The 25588-nt window shown below is 44.9% G+C and carries 20 protein-coding genes and 1 riboswitch; of the genes, 17 read left to right on the forward strand and 3 right to left on the reverse strand.

Annotated features, from left to right (window positions below):
* Positions 1-8 precede the first annotated feature (8 nt).
* Positions 9-299 (reverse strand): transposase, encoded by a 291-nt coding sequence (locus NOM01_RS10465; protein ID WP_255748433.1) that lies wholly within the window; start codon positions 297-299, stop codon positions 9-11.
* Between the two features lie 373 nt (positions 300-672).
* Here NOM01_RS10465 and NOM01_RS10470 point away from each other — a divergent pair, with 373 nt between their 5' ends.
* From NOM01_RS10470 to NOM01_RS10515, 10 genes are all read left to right on the forward strand, one after another.
* Positions 673-2274: an SH3 domain-containing protein gene (locus NOM01_RS10470; RefSeq protein WP_255748434.1), complete on the forward strand. Its 1602-nt coding sequence runs from the start codon at positions 673-675 to the stop codon at positions 2272-2274.
* A gap of 334 nt (positions 2275-2608) precedes the next feature.
* Entirely contained in the window at positions 2609-3763 is a 1155-nt protein-coding gene (locus NOM01_RS10475) for a PucR family transcriptional regulator (RefSeq protein ID WP_255748435.1), read from the forward strand.
* A gap of 119 nt (positions 3764-3882) precedes the next feature.
* Entirely contained in the window at positions 3883-5253 is a 1371-nt protein-coding gene (locus NOM01_RS10480; protein WP_255748436.1) for an aminotransferase class III-fold pyridoxal phosphate-dependent enzyme, read from the forward strand.
* Between the two features lie 108 nt (positions 5254-5361).
* Positions 5362-6591: a Zn-dependent hydrolase gene (locus tag NOM01_RS10485; RefSeq protein WP_255748437.1), complete on the forward strand. Its 1230-nt coding sequence runs from the start codon at positions 5362-5364 to the stop codon at positions 6589-6591.
* 135 nt (positions 6592-6726) lie between these two features.
* A complete protein-coding gene (locus NOM01_RS10490; RefSeq protein ID WP_255748514.1) occupies positions 6727-8262 on the forward strand; it encodes an NCS1 family nucleobase:cation symporter-1 in 1536 nt (511 codons plus the stop codon).
* 55 nt (positions 8263-8317) lie between these two features.
* Positions 8318-9664 carry an NAD(P)-dependent oxidoreductase gene (locus NOM01_RS10495; protein WP_255748438.1) on the forward strand — a complete coding sequence of 449 codons (1347 nt, stop codon included), beginning with the start codon at positions 8318-8320 and terminating at the stop codon, positions 9662-9664.
* A gap of 17 nt (positions 9665-9681) precedes the next feature.
* Complete coding sequence (preA, locus tag NOM01_RS10500) at positions 9682-10944, forward strand: NAD-dependent dihydropyrimidine dehydrogenase subunit PreA (RefSeq protein ID WP_255748440.1); 1263 nt, start codon at positions 9682-9684, stop codon at positions 10942-10944.
* A 3-nt stretch (positions 10945-10947) separates the two neighbouring features.
* Positions 10948-11187: a hypothetical protein gene (locus NOM01_RS10505; RefSeq protein ID WP_255748441.1), complete on the forward strand. Its 240-nt coding sequence runs from the start codon at positions 10948-10950 to the stop codon at positions 11185-11187.
* 103 nt (positions 11188-11290) lie between these two features.
* Positions 11291-13378, forward strand: a complete 2088-nt coding sequence (locus NOM01_RS10510) for a hydantoinase/oxoprolinase family protein (protein ID WP_255748442.1) — start codon at positions 11291-11293, stop codon at positions 13376-13378.
* Complete coding sequence (locus NOM01_RS10515; RefSeq protein ID WP_255748443.1) at positions 13378-15147, forward strand: hydantoinase B/oxoprolinase family protein; 1770 nt, start codon at positions 13378-13380, stop codon at positions 15145-15147. Before NOM01_RS10510 ends, NOM01_RS10515 begins: the two co-directional genes overlap by 1 nt.
* Positions 15148-15363: 216 nt before the next feature.
* Here the strand turns inward: NOM01_RS10515 and NOM01_RS10520 are convergent, their stop codons facing one another.
* Positions 15364-16761, reverse strand: a complete 1398-nt coding sequence (locus NOM01_RS10520; RefSeq protein ID WP_255748444.1) for an aspartate ammonia-lyase — start codon at positions 16759-16761, stop codon at positions 15364-15366.
* 257 nt (positions 16762-17018) lie between these two features.
* Here NOM01_RS10520 and NOM01_RS10525 point away from each other — a divergent pair, with 257 nt between their 5' ends.
* From NOM01_RS10525 to NOM01_RS10545, 5 genes are all read left to right on the forward strand, one after another.
* A complete protein-coding gene (locus tag NOM01_RS10525) occupies positions 17019-17489 on the forward strand; it encodes an Lrp/AsnC family transcriptional regulator (protein WP_255748445.1) in 471 nt (156 codons plus the stop codon).
* A gap of 63 nt (positions 17490-17552) precedes the next feature.
* Positions 17553-18977, forward strand: a complete 1425-nt coding sequence (locus NOM01_RS10530) for a C69 family dipeptidase (protein WP_255748446.1) — start codon at positions 17553-17555, stop codon at positions 18975-18977.
* A gap of 140 nt (positions 18978-19117) precedes the next feature.
* Positions 19118-20083 carry a ketopantoate reductase family protein gene (locus NOM01_RS10535; protein ID WP_255748447.1) on the forward strand — a complete coding sequence of 322 codons (966 nt, stop codon included), beginning with the start codon at positions 19118-19120 and terminating at the stop codon, positions 20081-20083.
* 270 nt (positions 20084-20353) lie between these two features.
* Positions 20354-20451, forward strand: a riboswitch (SAM riboswitch).
* Positions 20452-20562: 111 nt separating this feature from the next.
* Positions 20563-21744, forward strand: coding sequence for a galactonate dehydratase (dgoD, locus tag NOM01_RS10540; protein ID WP_255748448.1), 1182 nt, complete (start codon positions 20563-20565; stop codon positions 21742-21744).
* A 254-nt stretch (positions 21745-21998) separates the two neighbouring features.
* Positions 21999-22892, forward strand: a complete 894-nt coding sequence (locus NOM01_RS10545) for an AEC family transporter (RefSeq protein ID WP_255748449.1) — start codon at positions 21999-22001, stop codon at positions 22890-22892.
* A gap of 28 nt (positions 22893-22920) precedes the next feature.
* Here NOM01_RS10545 and NOM01_RS10550 read toward each other — a convergent pair whose 3' ends face one another.
* A complete protein-coding gene (locus tag NOM01_RS10550) occupies positions 22921-23160 on the reverse strand; it encodes a hypothetical protein (RefSeq protein ID WP_255748450.1) in 240 nt (79 codons plus the stop codon).
* Positions 23161-23398: 238 nt separating this feature from the next.
* Here NOM01_RS10550 and NOM01_RS10555 point away from each other — a divergent pair, with 238 nt between their 5' ends.
* Together NOM01_RS10555 and NOM01_RS10560 are read left to right on the forward strand one after the other, a co-directional pair.
* Positions 23399-24034: an HAD hydrolase-like protein gene (locus NOM01_RS10555; protein ID WP_255748451.1), complete on the forward strand. Its 636-nt coding sequence runs from the start codon at positions 23399-23401 to the stop codon at positions 24032-24034.
* Between the two features lie 180 nt (positions 24035-24214).
* Positions 24215-25582 carry an aminotransferase class III-fold pyridoxal phosphate-dependent enzyme gene (locus tag NOM01_RS10560; RefSeq protein ID WP_255748452.1) on the forward strand — a complete coding sequence of 456 codons (1368 nt, stop codon included), beginning with the start codon at positions 24215-24217 and terminating at the stop codon, positions 25580-25582.
* The last annotated feature ends 6 nt before the right edge of the window (positions 25583-25588 follow it).

Below are 25588 nucleotides of genomic sequence, written 5' to 3' on the forward strand. Positions count from 1 at the left end.
CCTGTACCTTACGTTTGGTCGTGCGTGAAGATGTGCATCGCTTTTTTTAAGATTTCGTTTTCCTCTTTAAGCCGTTTGATCTCTTTTTCCTGTTCTTTTTGAATGCGCGCTAATTCGTTTTGAGTCTGGTACTTCGTAATGTTGCCCTCGTTCCGTTTCTCACGATAACTGGACACCCACCGACTAACTGTAGAATTCGCAATCTCTAACTCATACGCGATCTCCCGCGCCTTTCTTCCATCGTCAACAACAAGTCTAGCTACATAGTCTCGATAGTCATGATCGTAGTGTTTTGCCATGATGGACACGTCCTTTTAAATGATAGTTAAATCATACGGGATCCCATTTTAACATGTCCACTATTAAGACTAACTTAAGTTAGACCGAACACTCGAGAAGTTAGACCGAATCCATGGAAGGTTAGACCGAAAGCTCGAAAAGTTGAACCGAATCTCCCTTTGCTGCGCAGTCCATCTTTACTGTATACTCCTTGCATTATCTTCAATAAGGGAAACTTTACATTTTATTCCTGATTTTTGTCAATCATACATAGACGCTAGGACTTTACTATGAGAAAATTAAAACTATATATTTTTGGTTCTTTGGACCTGATGAAATAGAGTTTAAGCTGCAGAAGATTGAAAGTTTATTTGGGGGGAGTCGAAAATACATATGAAAAAAATAGTAACAGGTGCACTGGTTGCGGTGCTGCTGCTTGCGTCCTTTGGCATTCCGTTAGGCGGACAAGCTCATGCGAGCAGTTCATACAGTGCTTACGTCAAAACCTATACACTGAAGGTACGAAATAAAGCGAGTAAAAAATTTAAAGTGCTGCGCACACTGAACATGGGAAATAAGGTAAAAGTGACGAGTATTCATGGTTCATATTCTCGCATCTCTTATAAGGGAACGACCGGTTATGTGCAGTCAAAACATATAAGTAGAACCAAGTTCGGCGCGTACCCTGCTTATGTGACAGCGTACACATTGAAAGTGCGCAGTAAAGCGAGTATTCATTATTCAGTGAAGCAAGTGCTCAGCATGAGCAATCAGGTGTCTGTTATAGGGAAGGGAAACAAATACGCACTGATCAGCGCAAACGGGGTAACAGGCTATGTACGGAATCAATGCCTGACGACGACTCCGTTTGCGGCACGTACTGCGTTTGTGACTTCTCCGACATTGAAAGTTCGCGATCACGCAAGCACAAAGTACACGGTACTGCGTACGGCTCGGTTCAGAGATCAAGTCCAGATCACTGGAATGGGCAAAAAATATGCTCAAGTTCAATTTGATAATGCGACCGGATATGTTCAGGCGGCTTATTTAAGCAACACACGTCCGGCGGAGATCAGTTATTTTACGACACAGTATCCATATCCACTTGATGTTGCGGTAAACCGCCAACTCAATGCATCAGCACAGACGGATAATCATTATACGATGTATGTGCCGAAGGACAGTCTTACTTTCGACGGTATTCAGTGGACCGTAAATGGGAATACAGATGTGCGAGGCGGTGCTGATGGGAGCGCGTGGATCGTCAAGCAAGTCAAGCAAGGAGCACAGCTGTCAAATGATTTAGTGAAACCGGTAGATGGAAATGATTCTTGGTTTCAGATTGGTACAAGTATGGGATGGGTCAATGCATCACCGAACGATTTGCGTTCGATGCTCGATCCAAATAGTTTTTCGAATACGTCGCCGGAATTCTATCAATTTCTGAATCTCTCAACGACAACCAGTGTAAATGCTGATGAAATTAATAACAATATTTTAAATGGAAAAGGTATTCTTGCAGGGAAAGCAGCGACGTTCATTCAAGCAGCAAGTGATCAACATATCAATGAAATTTATCTGATCGCGCATGCGTTGCTTGAAACGGGAAACGGCACTTCTCAACTAGCCACTGGTCAACTGCAGGGTACGGGAACGGACGGTCAGCTGCATACGGTCTATAACATGTTCGGGATTGGTGCGACCGACGATAATCCAAATCAAGCAGGTGCGGATTTTGCGGCAAGACAAGGCTGGTTTACCCCGGAAGCAGCAATCCTCGGCGGCGCCCAATTTATCGCACAAAGTTATATTAATAGTGCGGCCTATCACCAGGACACGCTTTATAAAATGCGCTGGAATCCGGCGAATACTCAGACGGCATCGCATCAGTATGCGACTGATATTGGTTGGGCCGTCAAACAGGCACGTATCATGAATTATTATTATGGAAAACTTTCCGGCTATACGCTGCGTTTTGAGTTACCAAAGTATTAATCAGATGTAAGAAGCATTAATGTTCATTCACAAGGGCCTTTTTGGCAGATGCATTGCCGGAAGGCTTTTTTACACCTTGGCGAAAATGAATGATTCATATGTTTTTTCTCAATAGAATCGCTTTTGAAAGCAGGCGTATTCTTTACTTCATATTGGACAGAGTCATGGGTTGGTTATATAGTGATATTATTGATATGTGTAAATTTTTCAATAACTCTGAGAACATTTTTTCCTTCTTATTTCCAATAATCTTTGAGTCATCATGTTATCTAGTATTTTGCTTTTTTAATCAATACATCTTCTTAATTGTTCCGGATTCAAAGGAGGTTATGTGATGATTACACTTAACCATTTATTTGCGTTGCCTGAACTTGAGCCGATACATCTTGTCGCCGGTAAAGAGGGGATGGAACGTCTGGTTTCCGGTGTGAACGTGATGGAGAGCGACAGCCTTTTCGATTTTTTTAAAGAGGGCGAGCTGCTCGTGACGACGGGTATTAATATGGAAAAAGATGAGCAGAGACTCATGTCGATGATTGTAAATGTCTACGAGCATAAGGCATCCGGTGTGATACTTAATGTCGGTCCTTACATCCCCCATATTCCGAATCAAGTGCTGGAGTTTGCAGATGAGCATCAATTTCCGATCTTTGACATGCCATGGGCATACCGGGTCGCGGATTTTGTGAAAATTACGATTCAATTTCTTGCTTCGGCAGAGCAGAGTCAAATCCGTTCAAAGCACACACTGACCGAGCTGCTATTCAATGATATTCCTGACTATGACTATGTGTATAAAGAATTTGATCAGCTGGGCATTAAAACCGATCAACTATTTTCGATTATTGTTTGTTCTTTTGATTCAAAAAAGACGATTCCCTCCTCGCTTGGTTATATCGTTGAAGTAACACTTTCGCGAAAATATCGGTTGTTGCTGTCCATACATCATGACAATCAGCTGATTTTTCTTGCTGTTCAAATGCGTGGATCAGACCTGACACTTGCTTCTCTTATGCAAAACATAAAAAATGGATATGATTCCCAAATAGGTATGCATCAGATGTATCTTGGCATGGGAAATGAATACCCATTAACAGAGGTCGTGAAGAGTTATCACGAAGCGTTAATGGTGCTCCGAATTACGAAGCGTCATTCGCATCTGCAAATCTATGAATACAAAGATTTAGGCGCGTATCGTATTATTATGGGCGTACAAAAGCCTCGCGTGATTGAAAATTTTTATCAGAGCTATTTAGGTGTCCTATACCGGTATGATCATCTGCATGAAACAGATCTCGTTCACTTTTTACGAGTCTTTCTTGAGGAAGACGGGCGAACGTCACTCATTGCACGTAAGGAATTTATTCATCGCAATACAGTCCTCTATAAGGTGAAAAAGATTGAATCGATTCTCGGTACAGATCTCTGTCATCCCTTTGTGAAGACCAATTTGCAACTGGCATTTATGATTGAAGACATGATTAAGTAATGTGCATTTGCTTTGTGCGAATGCACATTATTTTTTGGCTGAATGTTCATTGTATTCAATATTGGTAGGTATATCATTATATTATATTAATTCAGAAAATTAATGGGAGATGGCGGATTATGGAACCTATTGAAGATAGGCAAGTCAAGAGGGACGATCAGTTGTATGTCTTGCATTCCTGGTCCAAACAAAAAGATGTCCATCCCAAGATCATTAAGAAGGCAAGCGGCATTTTCTTCTGGGATGATGCAGGCAAGAAGTATTACGACATGTGTTCGCAGCTCGTTTACCTGAATGTCGGTCACAATCATCCGAAGCTGATGGAGGAGTTTAAACATATTGGTGAAATTCCGCTTTCATCGCCAGGATTTGCGACTGCTTCAAGAGCGGAACTGGCAAGGAAGATTATTGAGGTGGCACCAAAAAATATGGCAAAAGTGTTCTTTGCCAATGCCGGTGCGGATTCAAATGATCACGCAGTGAAAATTGCACGGATGGTCACGGGAAGATATAAAATATTCTCCCGCTATCGATCTTACCATGGAGCGACTTTTGGGGCGGGAAATCTTTCCGGTGAGAATCGCAGATTCACTGTTGAACCGGGGCTGCCGGGGTTTATTAAATTCGAGACACCTTATCTTTATCGGGAATCGATTCATTTTGACAGCGAGGAAGCGGCGGCAGCTTTTTACGTGGACCGACTCAACAGCCAGATTCTGTATGAGGGGCCGGATTCGATTGCCGCAATTTTTATGGAGACCATTCCGGGAAGCAACGGGGTGTTGATCCCACCTAAAGGTTATATGGAAGGCGTTCGCGAACTGTGTACCAAATACGGAATTTTGATGATTTGCGACGAGGTCATGGCAGGCTTTGGCCGTACGGGGAAAATGTTCGCGGTCGAGCATTTCGATATCGAACCGGATATCATGACGTTTGCGAAAGGCGTCACTTGCGGTTACAGTCCGCTTGGCGGCGTGATTGTCAGCCGGGCAATTGCCGATTACTTTGATGATCACGTGCTGATGACCGGTTTGACCTACAGCGGACATACCGTATCTACTCAGATTGGCTGCGCAACGCTGGATATTTATAAGAATGAGCACCTGGTTGAGCATGCGGCAGCGATGGGGGATGTACTGGCGGAACGGTTGGAGCAGCTCAAGGAGCGTTTTGCCTCGGTCGGTGATGTTCGACATATCGGCTTATTTGCAGCGGTGGAACTCGTTAAGGATAAGCAGACGAAGGAACCGATCATTGCTTATGGTATGGATTATGGCAAGGACACGGTCGGCCTGATGAAAAAATTTGTTGGTCTACTTTTGGAACAAGGCTTCTATACTTATTCTCATGAGTCCAGTGTCATGATCGCGCCGCCACTAATCATTACGGAAGAGCAAATAAATAAAGCAATGAATCTGTTTGAGTCTGCACTTGCTGCATTTGAGAACACATATCTTTTTCCGGATCAAAAGCTGATGACTCCATAATTAAGGTCGATTGTTTTCTACACATGAAAGATATTTTTTTTCAATGAAAAATGTAATTTGTGCTTGATGTTCTGTCGTGGAGATTCTGTTTACCGGGAGGTGATCGTTTTGCAAGAACAAAAGGTACTTGTCAATGCGGAACGGTTGAAGGAGACAATTGAGCGGTTCGCTGATTTTGGCCGTACGGATCATAACGGTGTGACACGGTTATCACTTTCAAAAGAGGATATCAAGGCGCGAACTTATCTCATTTCATGCTGTGAGGAGCTTGGAATGACTGTCAAAGTTGACGACGTTGCCAATATTTACGCCACGATGGAGGGAAACGAGGATCTGCCTCCGCTTGTCATGGGCTCGCATCTGGATTCTGTTAAAAAAGGAGGACGGTTTGACGGTGTACTGGGAGTTATTGCTGCTTTAGAGGTTGCCAGGACACTTCATGATCATCATATCAAGCCTAAGATTCCGTTCATGCTTGTTGATTTCACAAATGAGGAAGGTGCCCGCTTTGATCCTGCTATGATGTGTTCCGGAATTATAACCGGAAAATTCGACAAATCGGAGATGCTGAAAAGTACTGATTCAGAGGGTGTGACGTTCGGGGAAGCGCTGGCTGCCAGCGGCTATGAAGGAGGGGCTGGCAATCGATTGCAAGAGGCATCAGCCTATCTCGAAATGCATATTGAGCAGGGTCCCGTTCTGGAAAGCGAAGAAAAGACGATCGGGGTTGTCGAAGGCGTCGTCGGTATGGTGAATGAAGAAATTGAAGTATGCGGTGAATCTGATCATGCCGGGACGACGCCGATGAGCATGCGCAAAGATGCACTGTTTGCGGCGACCGATGTTATTACATTGCTTCGCAAGAAACTCAGCAGGCTGGATTCAAATCTTGTTTACACTATGGGGCGGATGCTTGTCTCTCCCAACATTCATACAGTCATTCCAAATCGGGTCACATTCACGCTGGAAGCTCGGCACAAGGATCCGGACGTGGTGGCACAAGTTGTTCAAGCAATCAATGAATTGCCCGATTCAATCGGCGGCTGCTCAATCAGGGCAAGAAAATTATGGGCCAGGGAGACGGTTGAATTCGATCACAAGATCTGCGATCAGCTGGAATGTTCCACAAAGGAGCTGGGCTATTCTTACAAAAGAATGTACAGTGGTGCCGGACATGATGCACAATACATCGCTGATTTCATTCCAACGGCGATGATTTTCGTACCGAGTGTTCATGGCAAAAGCCATTGCGAAGAGGAATTAACTTCCTATGAAGATTGCGCAAAGGGGGTGAATGTGGCTTTAGATGCCGTGCTTTCCATGATTTTGGACGAATGATTTCGCACTGATTCTTTTTTATTCAGCTTTTAAGAAATAAAAAGATTCCTTTGATAAGGAAAGCTTTTACAGATGTGACGGGTTCTTTTGATGGCTAGTCTGCAACTCCACTCAAATTAGGGAGGCATTCATATGTTGAAAACTCAAGTTGAACAAGACGGAATTGTTACTCTTACCAGCGAAGCAGCTGATAGTCTAAAAGACAGTCACATGCTGAATGAAGATCTGCGTCCGACGACAAAGGAAGAGCATCATTGGACGGCGTATAATTTTTCAAGTCTTTGGATTGGAATGTGTATCTGTATACCGACTTATACGATGTCTTCTGGGCTAATTGCGCTTGGTATGAACTGGTGGCAGGCAATCGTCACGATCATTTTAGGAAATCTGATTGTGCTTGTCCCAATCTTGTTAAATACTCATGCGGGAACGAAATTCGGAATTCCCTATCCTGTGTTCGCACGGTTGTGGTTTGGTTCCAAAGGGGCACATATTCCGGCAATTGCACGTGCGATCGTTGCTGCTGCTTGGTTCGGCATCAACTGCTGGTACGGCGGTGCCGCCATTGACACGCTGCTTGTGTCAATGACCGGCTGGGAAAATGTCGGGGGTCACTTATTCATCTCGTTTTTCGCTTTTTGGGCATTAAATGTTATTGTCGCTTATCGTGGCCCGGAATCAATTCGAAAAATGGAGGCCTGGGCAGCTCCGGTACTTATTGTTCTTGGCCTTGCTTTATTGATTTGGGCAATCGTCGCTGCCGGGGGGTTCGGTCCGATGCTGTCTGCACCTTCTAAATTTACATCCGCAGGACAGTTTTTCACGATTTTCTTCCCATCCTTAACGGGCGTGATTGCTTTTTGGGCAACATTGGCACTCAATATTCCTGATTTTGGTCGCTATGCCAAGAGTCAAAAAGCACAAATCGTTGGGCAGTCAATTGCTCTTCCTGGAACGATGGGACTGTTTGCTTTTATCGGTGTTGCAGTAACTTCTGCTACTGTGGTTATTTTCGGTCAAGCAATTTGGGATCCGGCTGCTTTGATGTCGCATTTTCCTCCATTTATTATCTTGATTGGTACTGTAGGCATTATTTTGGCTGCTTTAACAACAAACGTTGCTGCAAATGTTGTCGCACCGGCACGTGCTGCGGAGAATCTATGGCCTCGGAAGATCACTTTTGCAGGTGGTGCCGTATTGACCGGAATTCTTGCACTAGCAATGCAGCCATGGTACCTTGTGGGTAATATTTCCAATTATATTTTCGTATTTCTTGGTGGTTACGGAGCATTACTCGGACCTATTGACGGCATCGCCATTGTTGATTATTGGATCGTCCGCCAGCGCAAGCTTTCATTAACGGAGCTGTATTCACCTACTGGCCGTTACAGCTATGCTTCAGGTTTTAATATGAAAAGTATTTATGCATTCTTGATTGGTATTGTGATCTCTGTTCTCGGACTTTTTGTACCGGGTTTGCACTTCTTGTGGGATAATGCCTGGACGATCGGTCTCATTGTCTCAGGGTGTGTCTACGGATACTTAATGAAAAATGATTCAAGTCGTCTGACTGACGCTGAGTATGCCGCAATCACGGTTGTTATGGATCCACCGAGTGCCTCCAAAGATATTGCCGGGAACATGGTGAAACAAGGTCCGGAGAATGTGTAATCATATAAATTAATGAGTCATCCGGAAGATGAATTAAATGGAGGTGGCTGTCGCAATGGATTCGCCTGATGCATCTGTTCTTTGGAAGATTTTCGATGAAGTGGAACCCGACTTGAAACCGAAAGAGGTCATGGAGGAAGCGAATCGCTGCCTGTTCTGTTTCGATGCTCCTTGCACGAAGGCATGCCCGACAAACATAGACGTTCCGCTCTTCATTAAGAAAATTACAACAGGCAATATGAAAGGCTCGGCACGTGTCATTATGGATGCTAATCCGATGGGCGCAACATGTGCGCGTGTGTGTCCGACAGAAGAATTGTGTGAAGGTGCCTGTGTGCTGAATGATGCATCGCTACCGATCATGATTGGCGATTTGCAGCGTCACACAACAAATTGGGCAATGAAAAATAACCCGCAATTGTTTGAAGCAGGCAAGCCGAACGGCAAAAAAATTGCAATCATCGGAGGAGGTCCGGCGGGACTGTCGTCGGCGCGGGAACTGGCTCGATTTGGTTATCAAGTCACCATTTATGAGAAGCATGAAAAAGCAGGAGGTTTGAATACTTACGGCATTGTTCCTTTCCGTCTGCCGCAAAGGGTAGCACTTTGGGAAGTGGAACAAATTGAACAACTTGGTGTGTCGATCCGAACAAATTGTGAAGTTGGGAAAGATGTCTCTGTTCAATCAATCATGAATGAATCTGATGCTGTCATTTTGGCTATAGGGATGGCAAATGTTCCATCACTCGGTATTCCGGGTGAAGATCTGGATGGAGTCTATGATGCCATCCGACTCATTGAAAAAGTGAAAGATGGCAAACCCACGCGTCAATTTATCGGCAAAAAGGCAGTTGTTGTTGGTGCGGGAAATACAGCAATTGACGCAGCGACCTGCTTGAAACGGCTTGGAGCTGCACGGGTACACATTGTTTACCGGCGCTCTGAGGCAGAAATGACTGCATACCCTTTTGAATTTCGATTTGCCAAAGAAGATGGAATCGAATTTTGTTGGCAGACACAACCGAAAAGGATTGTAAGTGATGGGGATGGTCATGTAGCGAAGCTTGAATGCGTGCAGATGAAGCTTGGTGATGAAGATGCAAGCGGACGTCATCGGCCGATTAAGATTGAAAATTCGGATTTTATTATGGATGCAGATGTGATTGTGAAGGCGATCGGCCAAAATCGCTATAAATCACTCATTGATGCATTTGGATTAGTTCATTCGCATGGTGTTGTGACGGTTAATCCCGAAACGTTTCAGACATCAAATCCAAAGGTGTTCGCTGCAGGGGATGTCATTTTCGGTAACGGGAAAGGTGAAGCCATGGTGGTTGCTGCTGCAGAACAAGGAAAACGGACAGCACGTGCCATCCACGAGCAAATGTTCAGCAAAATTTAAGATAAGGGGTGATTTTTATGGCGGATTTGCAGATTGATTTTGCAGGCATTAAGTCGAAAAATCCATTCTGGCTGGCTTCCGGGCCGCCAACAAACACAGGCTATCAAGTTCAGCGTGCGTTCGATGCGGGATGGGGTGGCGCGGTCTGGAAAACTCTTGGTGATCCGGTCATCAATGTCACCTCGCGCTTCTCAGGTCTAAACTACGGCGGACAGCGGGTGGCGGGTTTTAACAATATTGAGCTGATTACCGATCGGCCGCTTGAGGTCAATTTGCGTGAAATCAGGGAAACGAAACGAAACTATCCGGATCATGCCATTATCGCTTCACTGATGGTTGAACCAAAGCAAGAAAAATGGCACGAAATTGTCCGGCGGGTTGAAGATGCCGGTGTCGATGGTCTGGAACTTAATTTTGGATGTCCTCATGGTATGGCTGAACGCGGAATGGGTTCTGCATCCGGACAGGTTCCGGAATTGGTCGAAAAGCAGACCTATTGGGCAAAAGAAGCTGCCGAAACCCCGGTTATCGTGAAGCTGACGCCGAATATCACAGACATTACGGCTACGGCATTTGCCGCGGCACAAGGCGGCGCGGATGCGATCAGTATGATCAACACCATTAATAGTTTAATGGGTGTTGACCTGGATAGTTGGAACACCATTCCTAATGTGGCGGGCAAAGGAACGCATGGTGGGTATTGCGGTCCGGCTGTTAAGCCAATTGCACTGAGCATGGTTGCTGAATGTGCACGTGAATCGGATATTCCAATTCCGATTTCCGGAATCGGAGGGATTGAGAATTGGAGGGATGCTGCCGAATTCATGCTGATGGGAGCGTCAACCGTTCAAGTGTGCACTGCTGCGATGCACCATGGGTTCCGAATCGTGGAAGATATGATTGACGGACTGAACAATTATGTTGATGACAAGGGCCTTGCTTCTGTAATGGATCTGGTCGGTCAATCCGTTCCGAAATACTTGAAGTGGGGCGATCTCGATCTGAATCACAAAGTCGTTGCTCATATTAATCAAGATTATTGCATTCATTGTAACAAATGCCATATCGCGTGTGAGGATGCAGCGCATCAATGTATTGAATTTTTCACGGATGCGGATGGCCGGAGAGCACTTAGCGTTCGTGAGGAAGATTGTGTCGGCTGCAATCTCTGCTCGATTGTCTGTCCTGCGGAAGGCGCCATTACGATGATTGACAAGCCAAGTGAGGTTTCAATGACGTGGAACGAACGTCAGCGGATGATCAGCATGTTTGGGGGGTAAGCCATGCACGAGCATCGGTCTTTTTTAGAAGAAAAAAGAAAAATAGACGAGTTGCTGCAGAGCAATTTCCATATTGTGAAAGTGATTGAGAATCTCAGCGGCGCTTATGTAACTATGCAACGGTCAGACGATGCGGACGATGATCTGTCCGTAACGGTGCATCTGCTGTCAGCAGATGCACGGAGGTACATGACTAACGTGCTTTTTGCACAGAGATTGAAGCAATCCATGACCGGATCCTGAATCTCAGGCAGTACTCTTACTGAGGAGAAAAAGAACTCAAGCTGCCGGACTGTGGAGCGCTCATGGAATCAAGTTTGCAATAGCGGATGGAGGCTGAGTGCGTATGAAATTAATTGGAGTAGACATTGGCGGTACGTTTACTGATGTTATTTATACCGATACGGATACCGGCGTTTCACGTATTCATAAGACACCGACAACCACAAATGATCCATCGGTCGGCATGGTGAACGGAATTTCAGAACTATGCAGTCGCTATGGCATTGATCGGAGCAGTGTGGACCATGTTTTTCATGGGACAACGATTGCGACCAACGCAGCTTTGGAACATAAGGGAGCAAAAACGGCGTTGATTACGACAAAAGGCTATCGGGATATTTTGCAGATCGGGCGTCATCAGCGCCCGGAAAACTATTCGATCACTCAGGAAATTCCGTGGCAGGATCGCACAATGGTGGAACGGCGTTACCGAAAGACCGTGTCTGAACGTGTCGGTGTTCTCGATGGCAAAGCGTATGAGAAGGTGCCGCTTGATGAAGAAGCGGTGGTGAAGATTCTTGATGAATTTAAGCAGGAAGGCGTTGAATCTGTTGTTGTCGGGTTTCTCTTTTCTTATCTTGACTCAGCTCATGAGGAACGCGTAAAGGAAATCATCAGCGAAAAGTTTCCGGAATTCTATGTCACGACTTCAGCCGATGTCTCGCCGCAATTTCGCGAATTTGAACGGTTCGCGACGGCAAGTATGAATGGATTTGTCGGGCCGAAGATGAAGGGCTATATCCAAAGCCTTGAATCACGTTTAAATGATACGGGAATCTCTTGTGATTTGCTGATTATGACGTCTAATGGCGGCGTCGCTAATTCTGCTACCGTTTCACAAAAGCCGGTCATGACGCTGCTGTCAGGACCTGCAGCGGGAGTCCTTGGTGGACAATGGGCAGGGAAATTATCCCATCATGAGCGGTTAATTACCTTTGATGTCGGCGGAACCAGTGCAGATATCGGGATTGTGACTGAGCGAGGTTTTGCAGAATCGTCGGCAGGTGACACGGAAATTGCCGGCTATCCGGTTCAAGTTCCCATGATTGATATTTACACCATCGGCGCTGGCGGCGGAAGTATTGCTTATGTTGATGCCGGTGGCGCATTCAAGGTCGGACCGCAAAGTGCAGGCTCATACCCTGGCCCTGCATGCTACGGACGCGGCGGTGAACTGCCAACTGTGACCGACGCCACTTTGGTGCTTGGCAGATTGGATTCGGATCATTTCCTTGATGGTGAAATGGAAATCTATCCGGAAAAAGCGGTGCAGGCTGTTCAAAATCTAGCATCAGAGCTTGGCCTTGGTCTCTATGAAACAGCTGAAGGTATTTTAACAATCGTAAATAATAATATGGCAAATGCCATTCGTTCACGAACCATCCAGAAAGGCTTTGATCCGCGCGGGTTCAGTTTAGCTGCATTAGGCGGCGGCGGACCGATGTGCTCGATTGAAGTGGCAAAAATTTTGGATATACCTGAAGTAATCATCCCGCCTTATCCTGGCATTACCTCGGCAACCGGGCTGCTGACAACCGATTTAAAATATGACGCGGTTCAGACTATTTTCATGGCAAGTGATAAGGTTGACCTGAATTATTTGAATCAACGTTTTACGAGTCTCGAAGAAGAGATTACCGCTCAGTTGATTGAAGCCGGATTTGATTCGAATCATATATCACTTTTACGCTTCTTTGACTGCCGCTATGTCGGGCAAGGCTATGAATTGCGGATTCCTGTAGAATCCGGCCCAATTGACAAGAGCAATGCGTCGGATATTTGGGATACCTTTCATACGGTACACAAACGCGAATACGGTCATTCATTTTTAAATGCTCCAATTGAAATAGTCAATATGCGCGTGACCGGTATTGGAGAAATGCCGAAAATCGGCGATCCGGATTTTGCCGCAGGCAGCCACTCGCTTGACGAAGCGCTGGTTAAAGTCGCCTCGGCATGGTTCCGTGCAGACGGCGAATTGAAAGCTTTCGATACGCCACATTATATGAAGAGCAAACTGCCGATTGGCGACGTAATTGCCGGGCCATGCATTATTCTTCAGAAAGATACTACATCGGTTATTCCGCCGGATTGTACAGCAACGATGCGGTCTAACGGAAGCATCATTGTGAAAATAGGAGGCGAGGCGTAATGGTGGATACAAAGAAAGCGATTGATCCGATTACTGCTCAAGTTCTAAGCGGAGCACTCAAGAACATTGCAATTGAAATGGGACATAAGCTTGCCCGAATGTCCTATTCCAGCATTATCCGTGAATCCAATGATTTCGGCTGTGCGTTGCTTGACGAAAACGGTCAGCAGTTGTGCGAATCCGTAAACAGTACGCCGCTGCAATCCGGACCGATTCCCGGGTATCTTCAAGGAATCCGTGAAATCATGGCGGAGCGAGGCTATGATTTCAAACCTGGTGATGTTATTTTGCACAATTCATCATTTTATGGTGCGACGCATCAGCCGGATTGCGGTTTCTTTGTGCCCGTCTACTACAAAGATGAGTTGATTGGGTTCTCTTGTTCCACAGCACACCAGCTGGACTTGGGCGCATTGTCTCCCGGATCGATCGGTATTATTGATGCGGTCGATTGCTTTGCCGAGGGTCTTCAATTTAAGGCAATAAAGGTGTACGAAGAAGGCAAGCCCGTTGATATGGTTTGGCGCATGATTCGCGACAATGTACGTGCTACAGATATGGTGGTCGGCGATATGGAAGCACAGATTGCGACCTGTCGAATCGGTGCTCAACGCTATCTCGAATTGGTTGAAAAATTTGGTTTGGAGACAGTTCGTGCTGCACGTGACTACATGATTGATTATTCCGAACGCGTCCTGCGTCATGAAATAGCAAAAATTCCTGACGGTACCTATCACTCTGTTGGTTATATTGATGGTTATTTGGATAGCGAAGATCCGAAACGTAAGGATTTGAAATTCGATGTAAATCTTACGGTTAAAGGCGACGATATGATTGTTGATCTGACCGGTACCTCTGATCAGGTAGATGACCGACCGATCAATATGCCTTTCCCTGGAACAACGGACATGGCGGTTTACCTGACGATTCGAACGATTTTACTTGATTCAAAGAAATTCGGCTACATTCCGCAAAATGCCGGCTTAATTAAGCCGATTAAAATTATTGCGCCTGAAGGAACCCTCGTTAATCCAACGTACCCGGCGCCGACGATTTCCCGATTTTGTCCGGGCAACGCACTGGCAGATACGATTATGCATGCGCTTGGCCAAGCGGTACCGGATCAAATATGTGCTGGGATCGGAAACTTGTACATGGTCGCTTACAGCGGCATGATTGATAAAAAATATTGGGTATATATGGATATTATGGCGGGGAGCTCCGGAGGCCGATACGGAAAAGACGGCATGGACGCCATCGATGTTCTGTATGCCAACACGCGGAACAATCCAATCGAAGATATTGAATCGCATCAACCATTGAGTGTTACGCGATATGAATTTCCGGATGATGCTGCGGCATCAGGAAAATACCGCGGCGGAGTTGGTCCGATTCGTGATATTGAGTTTACGGATGATGGCGGTTTTTCCGTCGAAGGCGAAGGACAAAAGTACGCACCTTGGGGCTTTAACGGCGGCTATGACGGAACACCGAGTAAGTTGATTTTCAAAAATAATAAAGGAGACGAAACGTCGCTTCCGTCTAAAGTGCCATACAAGAAAACACATCCTGGTGAAACGTTGGAAATTGTCGGTCCATGCGGAGGCGGTTACGGTGATCCCTTCGAACGAGATCCAAAGAAAGTTCTCGCAGACGTGCTTGATGACTATATCTCACTGGAACGCGCAAAAGCCGAGTTCGGAGTGGTCATTGAAGGTCATGAAATTCTTTGGGATGAAACCGAGCTTCTGCGCAGCACGCATGGCTGAGTCTTAAAGTTTCGAATCAAAAAAGGACCTTTGGCAGTATGATCAGTTAGTAGATCATATTGGACTGAAGGTCTTTTTGCTGTAAACAAATAAGTTGTGAATCCTATTAGCTTCGCACAAGTTCGTTATTATTTTATGTGAATTCACGACAGTGCCCATCAAATATTTCTGTCTTTTATTTTAAGACAGGCGTAATCCCAGGTAAAAGATAAACAATTAATCAACCATCACATGTTGATCGTATAAATGAACAAGATTTTTAGGATTGAGCAATTCCGCTGCGGTTGCAGGAGCAAGCGGCATTTCGCGGACAATATTTTTAATGGGCATTCCGGTTTGGATTGATTGGTTCACTAGCTCACATGTTTTGTTGTATCCAATAAAAGGAACAAGTGCGGTTGCTAAAACAGAACAGTTTTCCGCTTGACTCAGGCACTTTGCTTCATTCGCTTGAATGCCGTCGATGCAGTTGACTCGGAATGTGTGCAGCGTTTTTTGCAGCAAATGTGTCGAAACAATCAGATTGCGAACAATAATCGGTTCAAATGCATTGAGCTCCAGCTGACCGGCTTCGGATGCCATGGTAATGGTTGTGTCGTAACCGATGACTTGGAATGCCACTTGATTGACGAGTTCAGGAATGACCGGATTCACTTTGCCAGGCATGATGGATGAACCGGCTTGTTTTTTCGGCAGACTCAGTTCATTGAATCCGAACTGGGGACCGCTCGAAAGCAGACGCAGGTCATTCGCCATTTTTGACAGGGTTATGGAGAGCAGTTTATAGCTATGAGAGAGCTGGACGAATGCGTCGACATTTTGAGTCGCATCGATCAGATTATCTGCTTGACGCAAGTCTTCATCTAAAAGCTGACTCAACTTAGGAACAATGTGTTCGACATAATAAGCGGTGGCATTGACGGAAGTGCCGATTGCTGTGCCGCCAAGGTTCAACGCTTTTAAAGCTTCTCGGCTACGTGTGAATTCCGATAAATGGCGTCCAATAGCTGCGGCAAACGCCTTAAATGTGCTGCCAACCGTGGTCGGCAGGGCATCTTGCAATTGTGTCCGCCCAAGTTTTATAACCTGTTCTAAAGCATCCGCTTTGCGGAGCAGGCTGCTCAGCAGATCCTCAATTTCCAAAGAAAGCAGACGGGTCAGTTGCAGAAGTGCCAGCTTGCTTGCGGATGGGAACACATCATTTGTCGACTGGGATTTATTCACATCATCGTTCGGATGGACGAGGCAGTAATCTCCCTTACGTCCGCCCAACCATTCAATCGCCCGATTAGCGATGACTTCATTTGCATTCATATTAATGGACGTTCCCGCACTTCCTTGAATCGGCGGGACAATAAAATGAGCGTCAAATTGCCGATCCAAAATTTCATCGCAAGCACGTGTGATCGCATCTTTCTTTTCCTTGGTTAGTTTCCCATCTTCATAATTAACGAATGCAGCCGCCTTTTTGATTTGTGCCAGTCCATTGATTAGTTCGACATCAAGCTTTTCTGATGTTACATCAAAATTTTCCCTTGCCCGCAGTGAGTGAATCCCATAATAGGCGAATTCAGGGACCTGCTTCGTACCGAGCGAATCTTTTTCGTTTCTCACGAACTCATTCCTCCAATTCATGTCATCCTGCACGTTAAAAATAATTGAAAAGGAACAAGATTACTATACCTGCGCGTGAACTTCTTGAATAAAAAAATTCATGAACAATAAATTTAACGAAATAAATTTTAGTGTCAAATAAATTAACAAAATAACGAGCATATGTCATAAAATCTGACTATGATTTTTGCTTTCTTTTTGATTCGCTAATATAATGAATTCGGATAAGGTGATAAGAAGGAGCTGAGACTGCCTCAATGGATGCGATTGATCGCAAAATACTGAACCGGCTGCAGCAGAATGCACGCGTGTCGATTAAGGCGTTGGCGGATGAATGTTACATCTCGTCGCCGACCATATCGGCGCGTATTCATCAGATGGAGAAACAAGGAATCATTAAAAATTATTATACGTTAATTGATTACAAAAAAATGGGCTATCACATCAAGGCATATGTTAACTTGAAGGTTGAGCCAAGCGATAAACACGAATTCTATAAATATATCGAGAAAATTCCTAATGTACTTGAATGCGATTGTGTTTCCGGTGAATTTGCGATGCTGATCAAAGTTATTTTCGAGAGCACGGAACTGCTTGATTCGTTTATTAATGAACTGCAGCGGTTTGGCAAAACGAATACACAGATTGTGTTTTCAACACCTGTAATTGTCCGCGGAATTGAACTCGATTCTTTCGAACGCCGTGAATTTCCACATAAACAAAATTGAGTTAAGATAGTAGTAAGTTTATGAGTTACTTGCAACTTAATTTGTGAATAAAGGGATGGCATAATGCAGAATAATTCACACGCGGCCTGTACAACAGTACTGGTCGGCAAGGGCGCGACACTCGATGGGTCAACGATGATTGCACGGAATGGAGACAGCTATGAAGTGCTCGTTCCGAAAAAGTTCACGGTGCATCCGCATCAAGTGCTCGAAAAAGAGGAGACCTATGTGTCGCCGAGCAACCGCTTCACAATCACCTTGCCAAAGGAACGCTATCGTTATACGGCGATTCCCGATCGAGAGGAACGTTATGTTACGTTTGAAGATGCGGGGATTAATGAGAGAAATGTCGGCATGAGTGCGACGGAAAGCATTTACGGTAATCCGCGTGTGCTGGGCTATGATCCGCTCGTTGAAAATGGAATTGCCGAGGATTGTATGGTCACGGTTGTGCTGCCGTATATCAATTCGGCGCGTGAAGGTGTGCAAAGACTCGGGGCGATTGTTGAAAAATATGGTGCTGCCGAGTCCAATGGCGTCTTGTTCTCAGACAAGGACGAAGTCTGGTATATGGAAATTGCAACCGGTCATCAATGGGTTGCTCAACGCATTCCAGATGATTCCTATGCGGTGGTTGCCAATCAGACGGCAATTCAAGAAATTGATCCCTATGATAAGGACAATTTCCTTCTGGCGACCCATTTGATTGATTTTATTGAAAAGCATCATCTGAATAACGGCTTTGACACGATCAACTTCCGGAGTATTTTCGGACGGCAAAATGTATTTGACCGTCATTACAATACGCCGCGCGTCTGGTATGGTCAAAAATATTTGAATCCGGAAATCGAACAGGATCCGATGTCGAATGATCTGCCATTCCTGTGCAAGGCAAGCAGAAAAATCGGTGTTGATGACATTGCCTATATTCTAGATTCGCACTATCAGGAAACGCCTTTCGATCCATTGGGCAGCGGAAGCGAGGCAGAGCGGACCACTTTCCGCGCGATTTCATTAAATCGAACTCAAGACTCGCATATCTTGCAAATCCGTCCTGATGTTCCGGATGCATTCGCGGGCATTCAATGGGTGTCGCTTGCCGGCACATTCAGTCCTTATGTGCCTTTTTATACGAACATTACATCAGTGCCGGAATCATACGAAGTTACGCCGATGAAGCTGTCTCTTGATTCGGCATACTGGCTGTATAAAACGATTCCGGTCATCGTTGAACCGCATTACAACGCCTTTCTCAAACAGGTGCTTGATTATAAAGAACATCTGTACAGTAAATTTCTTGGGAAGATCGCTGAGACCGACGAAGCAGCAAAAAATACGAGTCAAGACAATGTGGTAGATGTTCTGAACGAGGCAAGCAGCGAAACTGCCGAGCTCGCGTTAAGCGAGACGCGCGCGCTCTTGCAAGACTTGACGACGCAATCCATGAGTATGTCGAAACTGACGTTTAATATGGATAAGAATTTGTGAAATTTGAACAAATAAGACGTATAAAAGAGTGGCTACTTTTTCCTTAGTGGCTGCTCTTTTTACACCACTCGATTTAGAGTATTATTGTATTTAGAAATAGTTACAGACAAGCTGAGATACAGATGAGTGGAGGAATCAAAATGAAAATTACAGTGATTGGTGCAGGAGCAATGGGACTCAGATATGGAGTGCTTCTGCAAGAAGCAGGTAACGACGTCGATTTTGTTGAACCGTGGAAACCGAGCTATCGGGCGATTCGCGAACAAGGCGGCGTCTATGTTTCTCGCGACCATCAGAATCAGCATTTGGTACCGGTTGATGTTTTCCTGCCTGCTGAATACGCGCAGACTCCGGATCTGGTGATTTTATTTACAAAACAGATGCAGTCCGAAGAAGCGATGCAGGCTTGCCAGCATTTTATTGGCGAGCACACCTATGTTTTGACGAATCAAAACGGGATCGGTTCGGTGGATGAGATTCGCAAGTATGTGCCTGATGAACGCATTATTGCAGGGATTGCGTTAATCGCGACTGTTCTTGACGCACCGGGAAAAGTAGATTTCATGGGTGCAAAGGGTGCGGCACACACGCAGCTGGTGAATGTCACGGAAAATCCGGATGCATTCACACATGAGGTCGTCCGAGAATTTGAAAAAGCGGGCATGAATCCGACGCTTCAAACTAACTACATGGGAACGCTGTGGTCTAAACTGCTCATGAATTCGGTCATCAACACGTTGTGCACATTGATGGATATCACGATGGGCGAGTATGTGGCTTATTCCGGGGCGGATGAGTTGTCCCGACGCTTGATTGATGAAGGGTATGCTGCGGGCGTTGCGGATGGTGTCAAATTTATGCAAAGCCGTGAAGAGATGCTGCAGATTATCGATCATGAAAGCTCACAGGTCAATCCGCTTCACCACCCATCGATGTATCAGGATATGGTTAATAGCCGTCCGACTGAAGTTGATTATATAAACGGTTATATTGTGAAAACTGCAAAGAAACATGGCATGGAAGCGAAAAGTCATGAAATGCTCGTGGATTTGCTTCATTTGGCGGAGAGCGCGAAACAGCTGAAAACGACCGGCACTTTGGGATGACGGTCGGTGTAAAAATTATTCGATTTAACAAAAGGTGTGAAAGAACGATTGAGAAACGAGGGTGTCCACTTGGGCAGTCTCGTTTTTATTGCGTTTTTTTTCTTTTCATGAAAAAAGATTGAATTATGGACAGATTTATATATAATTAATCATATTAACTTAATATGATTAATATTTCTTACACCATAAATAAAGTATAAAGATTCAAGGAAAATAGTGTAAGTGCAACTAAGGCTCAGCCTGCTCCAAAGGTTTGGCCTCGCCAAGTTTTCTTTATCAAGAGCGGCGGAGGGACTGGCCCGATGAACCCCGACAACCAGCAATAAGTATGGTGTCAAATCCTGCAGATCTATTCTGAGAGATAAGGAAGAAACTTTTGCTTATAATCCGCATAGTCGAAGTCGCTTTCTATTTTCAGAAGGCGGCTTTTTAAATGACAAAATGGGTAATGACAAGTATTTTAGAAAGGTGCGCAAAGGATGAAAATTACAGATGTAAAAACGATCTTAGCAAATCGCTATCTTTTTGTGAAAATTTATACGGATGAGGGACTCGTTGGTTTAGGAGAATCAGGGACTTGGGGTTTTTTGGATGCTTCTAAAGGGGCGATTGACGCTTTTAAGACGTATCTGATTGGACAAGATCCATTAAGAATTGAGCACCACTGGCAGTATATGTATCGCTGTTGGCACTTTAAAGGATCGGCGATTATGGGCGCAATCAGCGCGATCGACATTGCTTTGTGGGATATTGCCGGAAAGTATTATGGAACGCCGATATACAATTTGATTGGCGGGAAATGCCGTGATAAGGTCCGTGTTTACGGCCATGTTGGTGGATCAACAACTGAGGAAGTCATTGCCAATCTAAAGCAAGCGAAAAGTCAGGGCTATAACGCAATTGGTCATCTTTCTCCTTTCCTGGATGAATCAAGAGATGTGCCTTATTACACCACTCATGCCAAGGAGATCGGCGAAGCCGTTGAGCGTGTGGCTGCTTACAGAGATGCTGTCGGCAATGATGTGGACTTGCTGATTGAACTACACACTCGGTTGAAGCCGGCAGATGCGATTGCGTTTGCCAAGGGAATTGAACACTCCTATCCCTATTTCATCGAAGATCCTGTAGGTCCGGATAATCTTGACTCGATGGAATTGGTAGCAGCCAAAACATTTGTACCGATTGCAACGGGTGAACGATTAATCAGCCCGCAAGAATTTGCAATGCTGATTAAGAAAAATGCTGTCCAGTACATTCGACCAGATGTGTGCATGTGCGGAGGCATAACGGGTACAAAGAAGATCGCTGCAATTGCGGAAGCAAATGATGTGCTGGTTGTTCCGCACAATCCACTGAGCCCGGTATCAACCGCAGCCTGTCTGCAGATCGCGGTTAGTATACCAAACTTCGCGATCCTTGAGTATCCTGGTGACGATCAGCCCGCGCTTTCGGAAAAATACGGGTCGACAAATGTTGAGAAGGGTGTTCGGAAGAAGGATGTTGTCACGACAACCTTTAAATGTGAGCAAGGCTTTATGGAAATTCCTCGGTTGCCGGGAATTGGGACCGAATTGGTTGATGATATTGAAACAAAATTTCCTTATGTGCGACGGCCGATAAAAACCAGGCTTCATATTGATGGATCAGTTGTGGACCAATAAGAGTGAAAAAAATAGCCTTTTCTGATTCATAGAAAAGGCAGTTGTGTTATTAAAAATGGGAAAAAGAGATTGTGAGAAATGAATGATTCTCACCGTCTCTTTTTCTATGTGAATTTTAAGCTATAAATGAGGCGAGATGTTGAGTCACTGTTTTGCACACACACCGGCGCGTAAAACTTATCTTGATCTTTCATACGGTAACCAAGTAAAATGAACTCATTGAAACCATGGACAGCAGAGAGAGGGAACAGATTGTGCGTATTTTTTTCGATGTGATTTTGCCGGTGTTTTTAATTTTTCTCAGCGGGTTTATTCTACAGAAAATTTTCAAACTAGATATTAAGCCGATCTCGACGCTCGCCGTCTATCTGCTGCTCCCGTTTCTTGTTTTTGATATCTTTTATACAACACCTATGAATCTTAGTTTCTTCTATATTGCAGCAACCGCTCTGATGATTATGCTGCTGTTAATTGTTGTCGGTATCATTGCAGGACATGTCCTCCACTACAGTAAAAGTGAAACGAACGCGTTTTTACTCTCTACCATTTTTGCAAACAGCGGAAACTACGGTGTGCCGATTATTTTATTTGCCTTTGGGAAACAAGGTGTGGTGTACGCGATGCCTCTGATGATTTTCCATGCAATTCTGATGGGCTTTGTCGGCATCTATATTGCCGCAAATGGAAAAGGCAGCGCAAAAATGGCACTTTACACTGTCCTCAAGCAGCCGATGAATTACGTTATTCTTCCTGCTTTACTTCTTCAAACGTTTCACATTCAGATTCCGGCAAATTTTATGCAAAGCATCGAACTCGTAAGCAGCACATCGATCCCGATTATTATGATTATTCTCGGTATGCAGCTGGCCAATGTGTCGGTGCAAAATATGAATTGGGGCCGTATTGGTCTTGCTTCCTTCATTCGGCTTGTCATATCTCCGGTGATCGCGTTCCTCGTCTGCCTTCTGTTCCCCATGGATCCACTGCTTCGGAACGTGATTATTGTCATGGCCGCGATGCCGAGTGCAGCGAACACAACGTTATACGCGATTCAATTCAACGCACAGCCTCAATTTGTTTCCAGCTGTACGCTCATTACAACCGTAATCAGCGCTCTATCGCTCGATTTGCTGCTGGGATGGTTTTGAACAGCTGCATCAGCTGAAATTCAAAAATTTATTTTGTATTTTCCGACCTTATTTTGTAGGAAGGCTGACAAATTTTATTCGTTTCGTCTTTGTTTATGACAACTTGAATGATTTTCTGATAAGCTGTATTGAAAAGAATGGTAAGGATATCTCGGACATTCTTGTTCAGTTTGCGGGCAATTTCACCGGAATGCAGCGGTCTTTGCTCCTGTTTGAGCAAGGTAACGATATCTGAAACTAGTTCGTTCGACGGTTGTAATTGACGCATCAAAGTCAGCTCCTTTGCGATATACGATCTCTACCCTCTAGTATTCATAAAATGAGTAAAAAAATCGTGATGAAAAAGTCATGATCTAAGTCGCTTTTGTGTTGTTTTTCTGTGAAATCAGAATAATGGTCATAGGTCCTTGAGCTTAATAATCGGAACTGAAGACCATTTGAGTTGGGAAACCGTGGCGCAGAACATAATAAATGTCGGCACGAAAATCTATGAATAGAGGTCTTTTATGATGCTTAGAGCAGTCCTTTTTGATTTTGACGGAACCTTAGCAGATTCTAAAGAAGCATTTCTTTCAGCGTACAACCAATTAGCCGGTCGGCATCACTTCCAAAAAATGACGTTGGCGAGTTTCGATTCATTAAAGTCACGCTCAATGAAGGAACGCTGTGCGGCGCTCGGCATTTCGTTTTATAAAATCCCTTTTCTTGTCGGAGAGTTATCCAAGCTGTATCAAAATTCACTTAAGAGCATCCCATTGATGGAAGGTGTGCGGGAGATGCTGCAGGAATTGAGCGATACCGGGTATACTTTAGCGATTTTATCTTCAAATGAAGAAAAAAACATCCGCTCATTTCTGAATATGCATGGACTGGACTGCTTTTCAACAGTGATGTGTTCGAAGAAGCTGTTTGCGAAGGATCGGCTGATGCACCGCTATTTACGGCGCAGCCAATTGACGGCTGATCAGGTCGTTTACATCGGTGATGAGGAACGTGACATTTTGGCGAGCAGAAAGTGCGGTATTCGTGTTATGTGGGCAGCCTGGGGGTTTGACGGAATCGAAAATGTCCGAAGGGCAGGACCGGATTTTATTGCCGATCGTCCGGCTGATGTGCTGCGCATTGTCCGTGAACTGTCATGAACCCTTAATGGAGTAGATAAAATACATTGCGATTAACTTAAGAAAATGGTTATCGCCAATCGAAATACACTTGATTTGTGCATCTGCACAATTTTTTTCGTTTTTGTGCTGCTTGTTTTCCGTTTCCTGTGCTTTATAGTGAAATTTAAAGGATCAGTCACTAGGGAGAGGCGGGTTATTATGGAAAAAGTGAACGTTGCACAAATCAAGCAGGACGATCAAAAATACGTGCTGCATTCATGGTCAAAGCAGAAGAATGTTCATCCAAAGGTGATTCAAAAAGGCGAAGGCATTTTCTTTTGGGATGAAGAGGGAAAGAAGTATTATGATATGTGTTCCCAGCTAGTGTATTTGAATGTCGGGCACAGTCACCCGAAGTTGATGGATGAATTTAAGCATATCGGCGAGATTCCGCTTGCATCTCCTGGGTTTGCGACGGCATCGAAAGCAGAGCTTGCAAAGAAAATCATCGAAGCTGCACCAAGCAGCATGGCGAAAGTCTTTTTCGCAAACGGCGGTGCGGACTCAAATGATCATGCGGTAAAAATTGCGCGAATGGTTACCGGGCGTTATAAAATTTTTTCGCGTTATCGTTCTTATCATGGCGCAACATTCGGTGCAGGCAATCTTTCCGGGGAGGGGCGCCGGTTTGCTGTTGAGCCAGGGCTTCCGGGCTTCATTAAGTTTGATACCCCCTATTTATATCGTGAGTTTCTCCATTTCGAGAGTGAAGAAGCGGTCTCCGACTATTATCTGGATCGGTTGAACAGTCAGATTCTGTATGAGGGACCGGAGCAGATCGCTGCGATTTTCATGGAACCGATCCCCGGAAGCAATGGTGTGCTTGTGCCTCCAAAAGGGTATCTGGAAGGTATCCGAGAGCTGTGCGACCAATATGGCATTTTGATGATCTGTGACGAAGTGATGTCCGGGTTCGGTCGCACGGGAAAAATGTTCGCGGTTGATCATTTTGATTTCGAGCCGGATATGATGACGTTTGCGAAAGGTGTCACATGCGGTTACAGTCCGCTTGGCGGCGTGATCGTCAATCAAAAAATAGCCGACTATTTTGACGATCATGTGCTGATGACAGGTCTGACGTATAGTGGACACACGGTATCGACTCAGATCGGCTGCCGAACGATGGATATTTACAAAGAAGAGCATGTGATCGAGCACAGCGCGGCGATGGGCAACATTCTTGCGGCTCGTCTTGAGAAGCTGCGCCGTTTTGATTCGGTCGGCGATGTGCGCTATATCGGACTCTTTGCGGCGGTTGAGCTTGTTAAAGACAAAAAAACAAAGGAACCTTTGATCGCATACGGCATGGATTATGGGAAAGATAAGGTCGGCCTGATGTCCACATTCATCAGCATGTTGAGTGAATATGGATTTTACACCTATTCTCATGAGTCAAGCGTCATCATTGCACCTCCGCTTATTATTAGTGAAGAAGAACTTAATGAAGCAATGAATCTGTTTGAAGATGTGTTACGGCATTTTGAAGACCATGTCCTATTTGTTGATCAAACGGTTGGATTGAAATGAAAAGAA

The organism is Sporolactobacillus sp. STSJ-5 (assembly GCF_024385605.1).
Classification (GTDB): Bacteria; Bacillota; Bacilli; order Bacillales; family Sporolactobacillaceae; genus Sporolactobacillus.

Bases quoted from the DNA above. Each gene is read 5' to 3' on its own strand.
- NOM01_RS10465 (WP_255748433.1), bottom strand. From the start codon at position 299: ATGGCAAAACACTACGATCATGACTATCGAGACTATGTAGCTAGACTT.
- NOM01_RS10470 (WP_255748434.1), top strand. From the start codon at position 673: ATGAAAAAAATAGTAACAGGTGCACTGGTTGCGGTGCTGCTGCTTGCG.
- NOM01_RS10475 (WP_255748435.1), top strand. From the start codon at position 2,609: ATGATTACACTTAACCATTTATTTGCGTTGCCTGAACTTGAGCCGATA.
- NOM01_RS10480 (WP_255748436.1), top strand. From the start codon at position 3,883: ATGGAACCTATTGAAGATAGGCAAGTCAAGAGGGACGATCAGTTGTAT.
- NOM01_RS10495 (WP_255748438.1), top strand. From the start codon at position 8,318: ATGGATTCGCCTGATGCATCTGTTCTTTGGAAGATTTTCGATGAAGTG.
- preA (WP_255748440.1), top strand. From the start codon at position 9,682: ATGGCGGATTTGCAGATTGATTTTGCAGGCATTAAGTCGAAAAATCCA.
- NOM01_RS10505 (WP_255748441.1), top strand. From the start codon at position 10,948: ATGCACGAGCATCGGTCTTTTTTAGAAGAAAAAAGAAAAATAGACGAG.
- NOM01_RS10510 (WP_255748442.1), top strand. From the start codon at position 11,291: ATGAAATTAATTGGAGTAGACATTGGCGGTACGTTTACTGATGTTATT.
- NOM01_RS10515 (WP_255748443.1), top strand. From the start codon at position 13,378: ATGGTGGATACAAAGAAAGCGATTGATCCGATTACTGCTCAAGTTCTA.
- NOM01_RS10525 (WP_255748445.1), top strand. From the start codon at position 17,019: ATGGATGCGATTGATCGCAAAATACTGAACCGGCTGCAGCAGAATGCA.
- NOM01_RS10530 (WP_255748446.1), top strand. From the start codon at position 17,553: ATGCAGAATAATTCACACGCGGCCTGTACAACAGTACTGGTCGGCAAG.
- NOM01_RS10535 (WP_255748447.1), top strand. From the start codon at position 19,118: ATGAAAATTACAGTGATTGGTGCAGGAGCAATGGGACTCAGATATGGA.
- dgoD (WP_255748448.1), top strand. From the start codon at position 20,563: ATGAAAATTACAGATGTAAAAACGATCTTAGCAAATCGCTATCTTTTT.
- NOM01_RS10550 (WP_255748450.1), bottom strand. From the start codon at position 23,160: ATGCGTCAATTACAACCGTCGAACGAACTAGTTTCAGATATCGTTACC.
- NOM01_RS10555 (WP_255748451.1), top strand. From the start codon at position 23,399: ATGATGCTTAGAGCAGTCCTTTTTGATTTTGACGGAACCTTAGCAGAT.
- NOM01_RS10560 (WP_255748452.1), top strand. From the start codon at position 24,215: ATGGAAAAAGTGAACGTTGCACAAATCAAGCAGGACGATCAAAAATAC.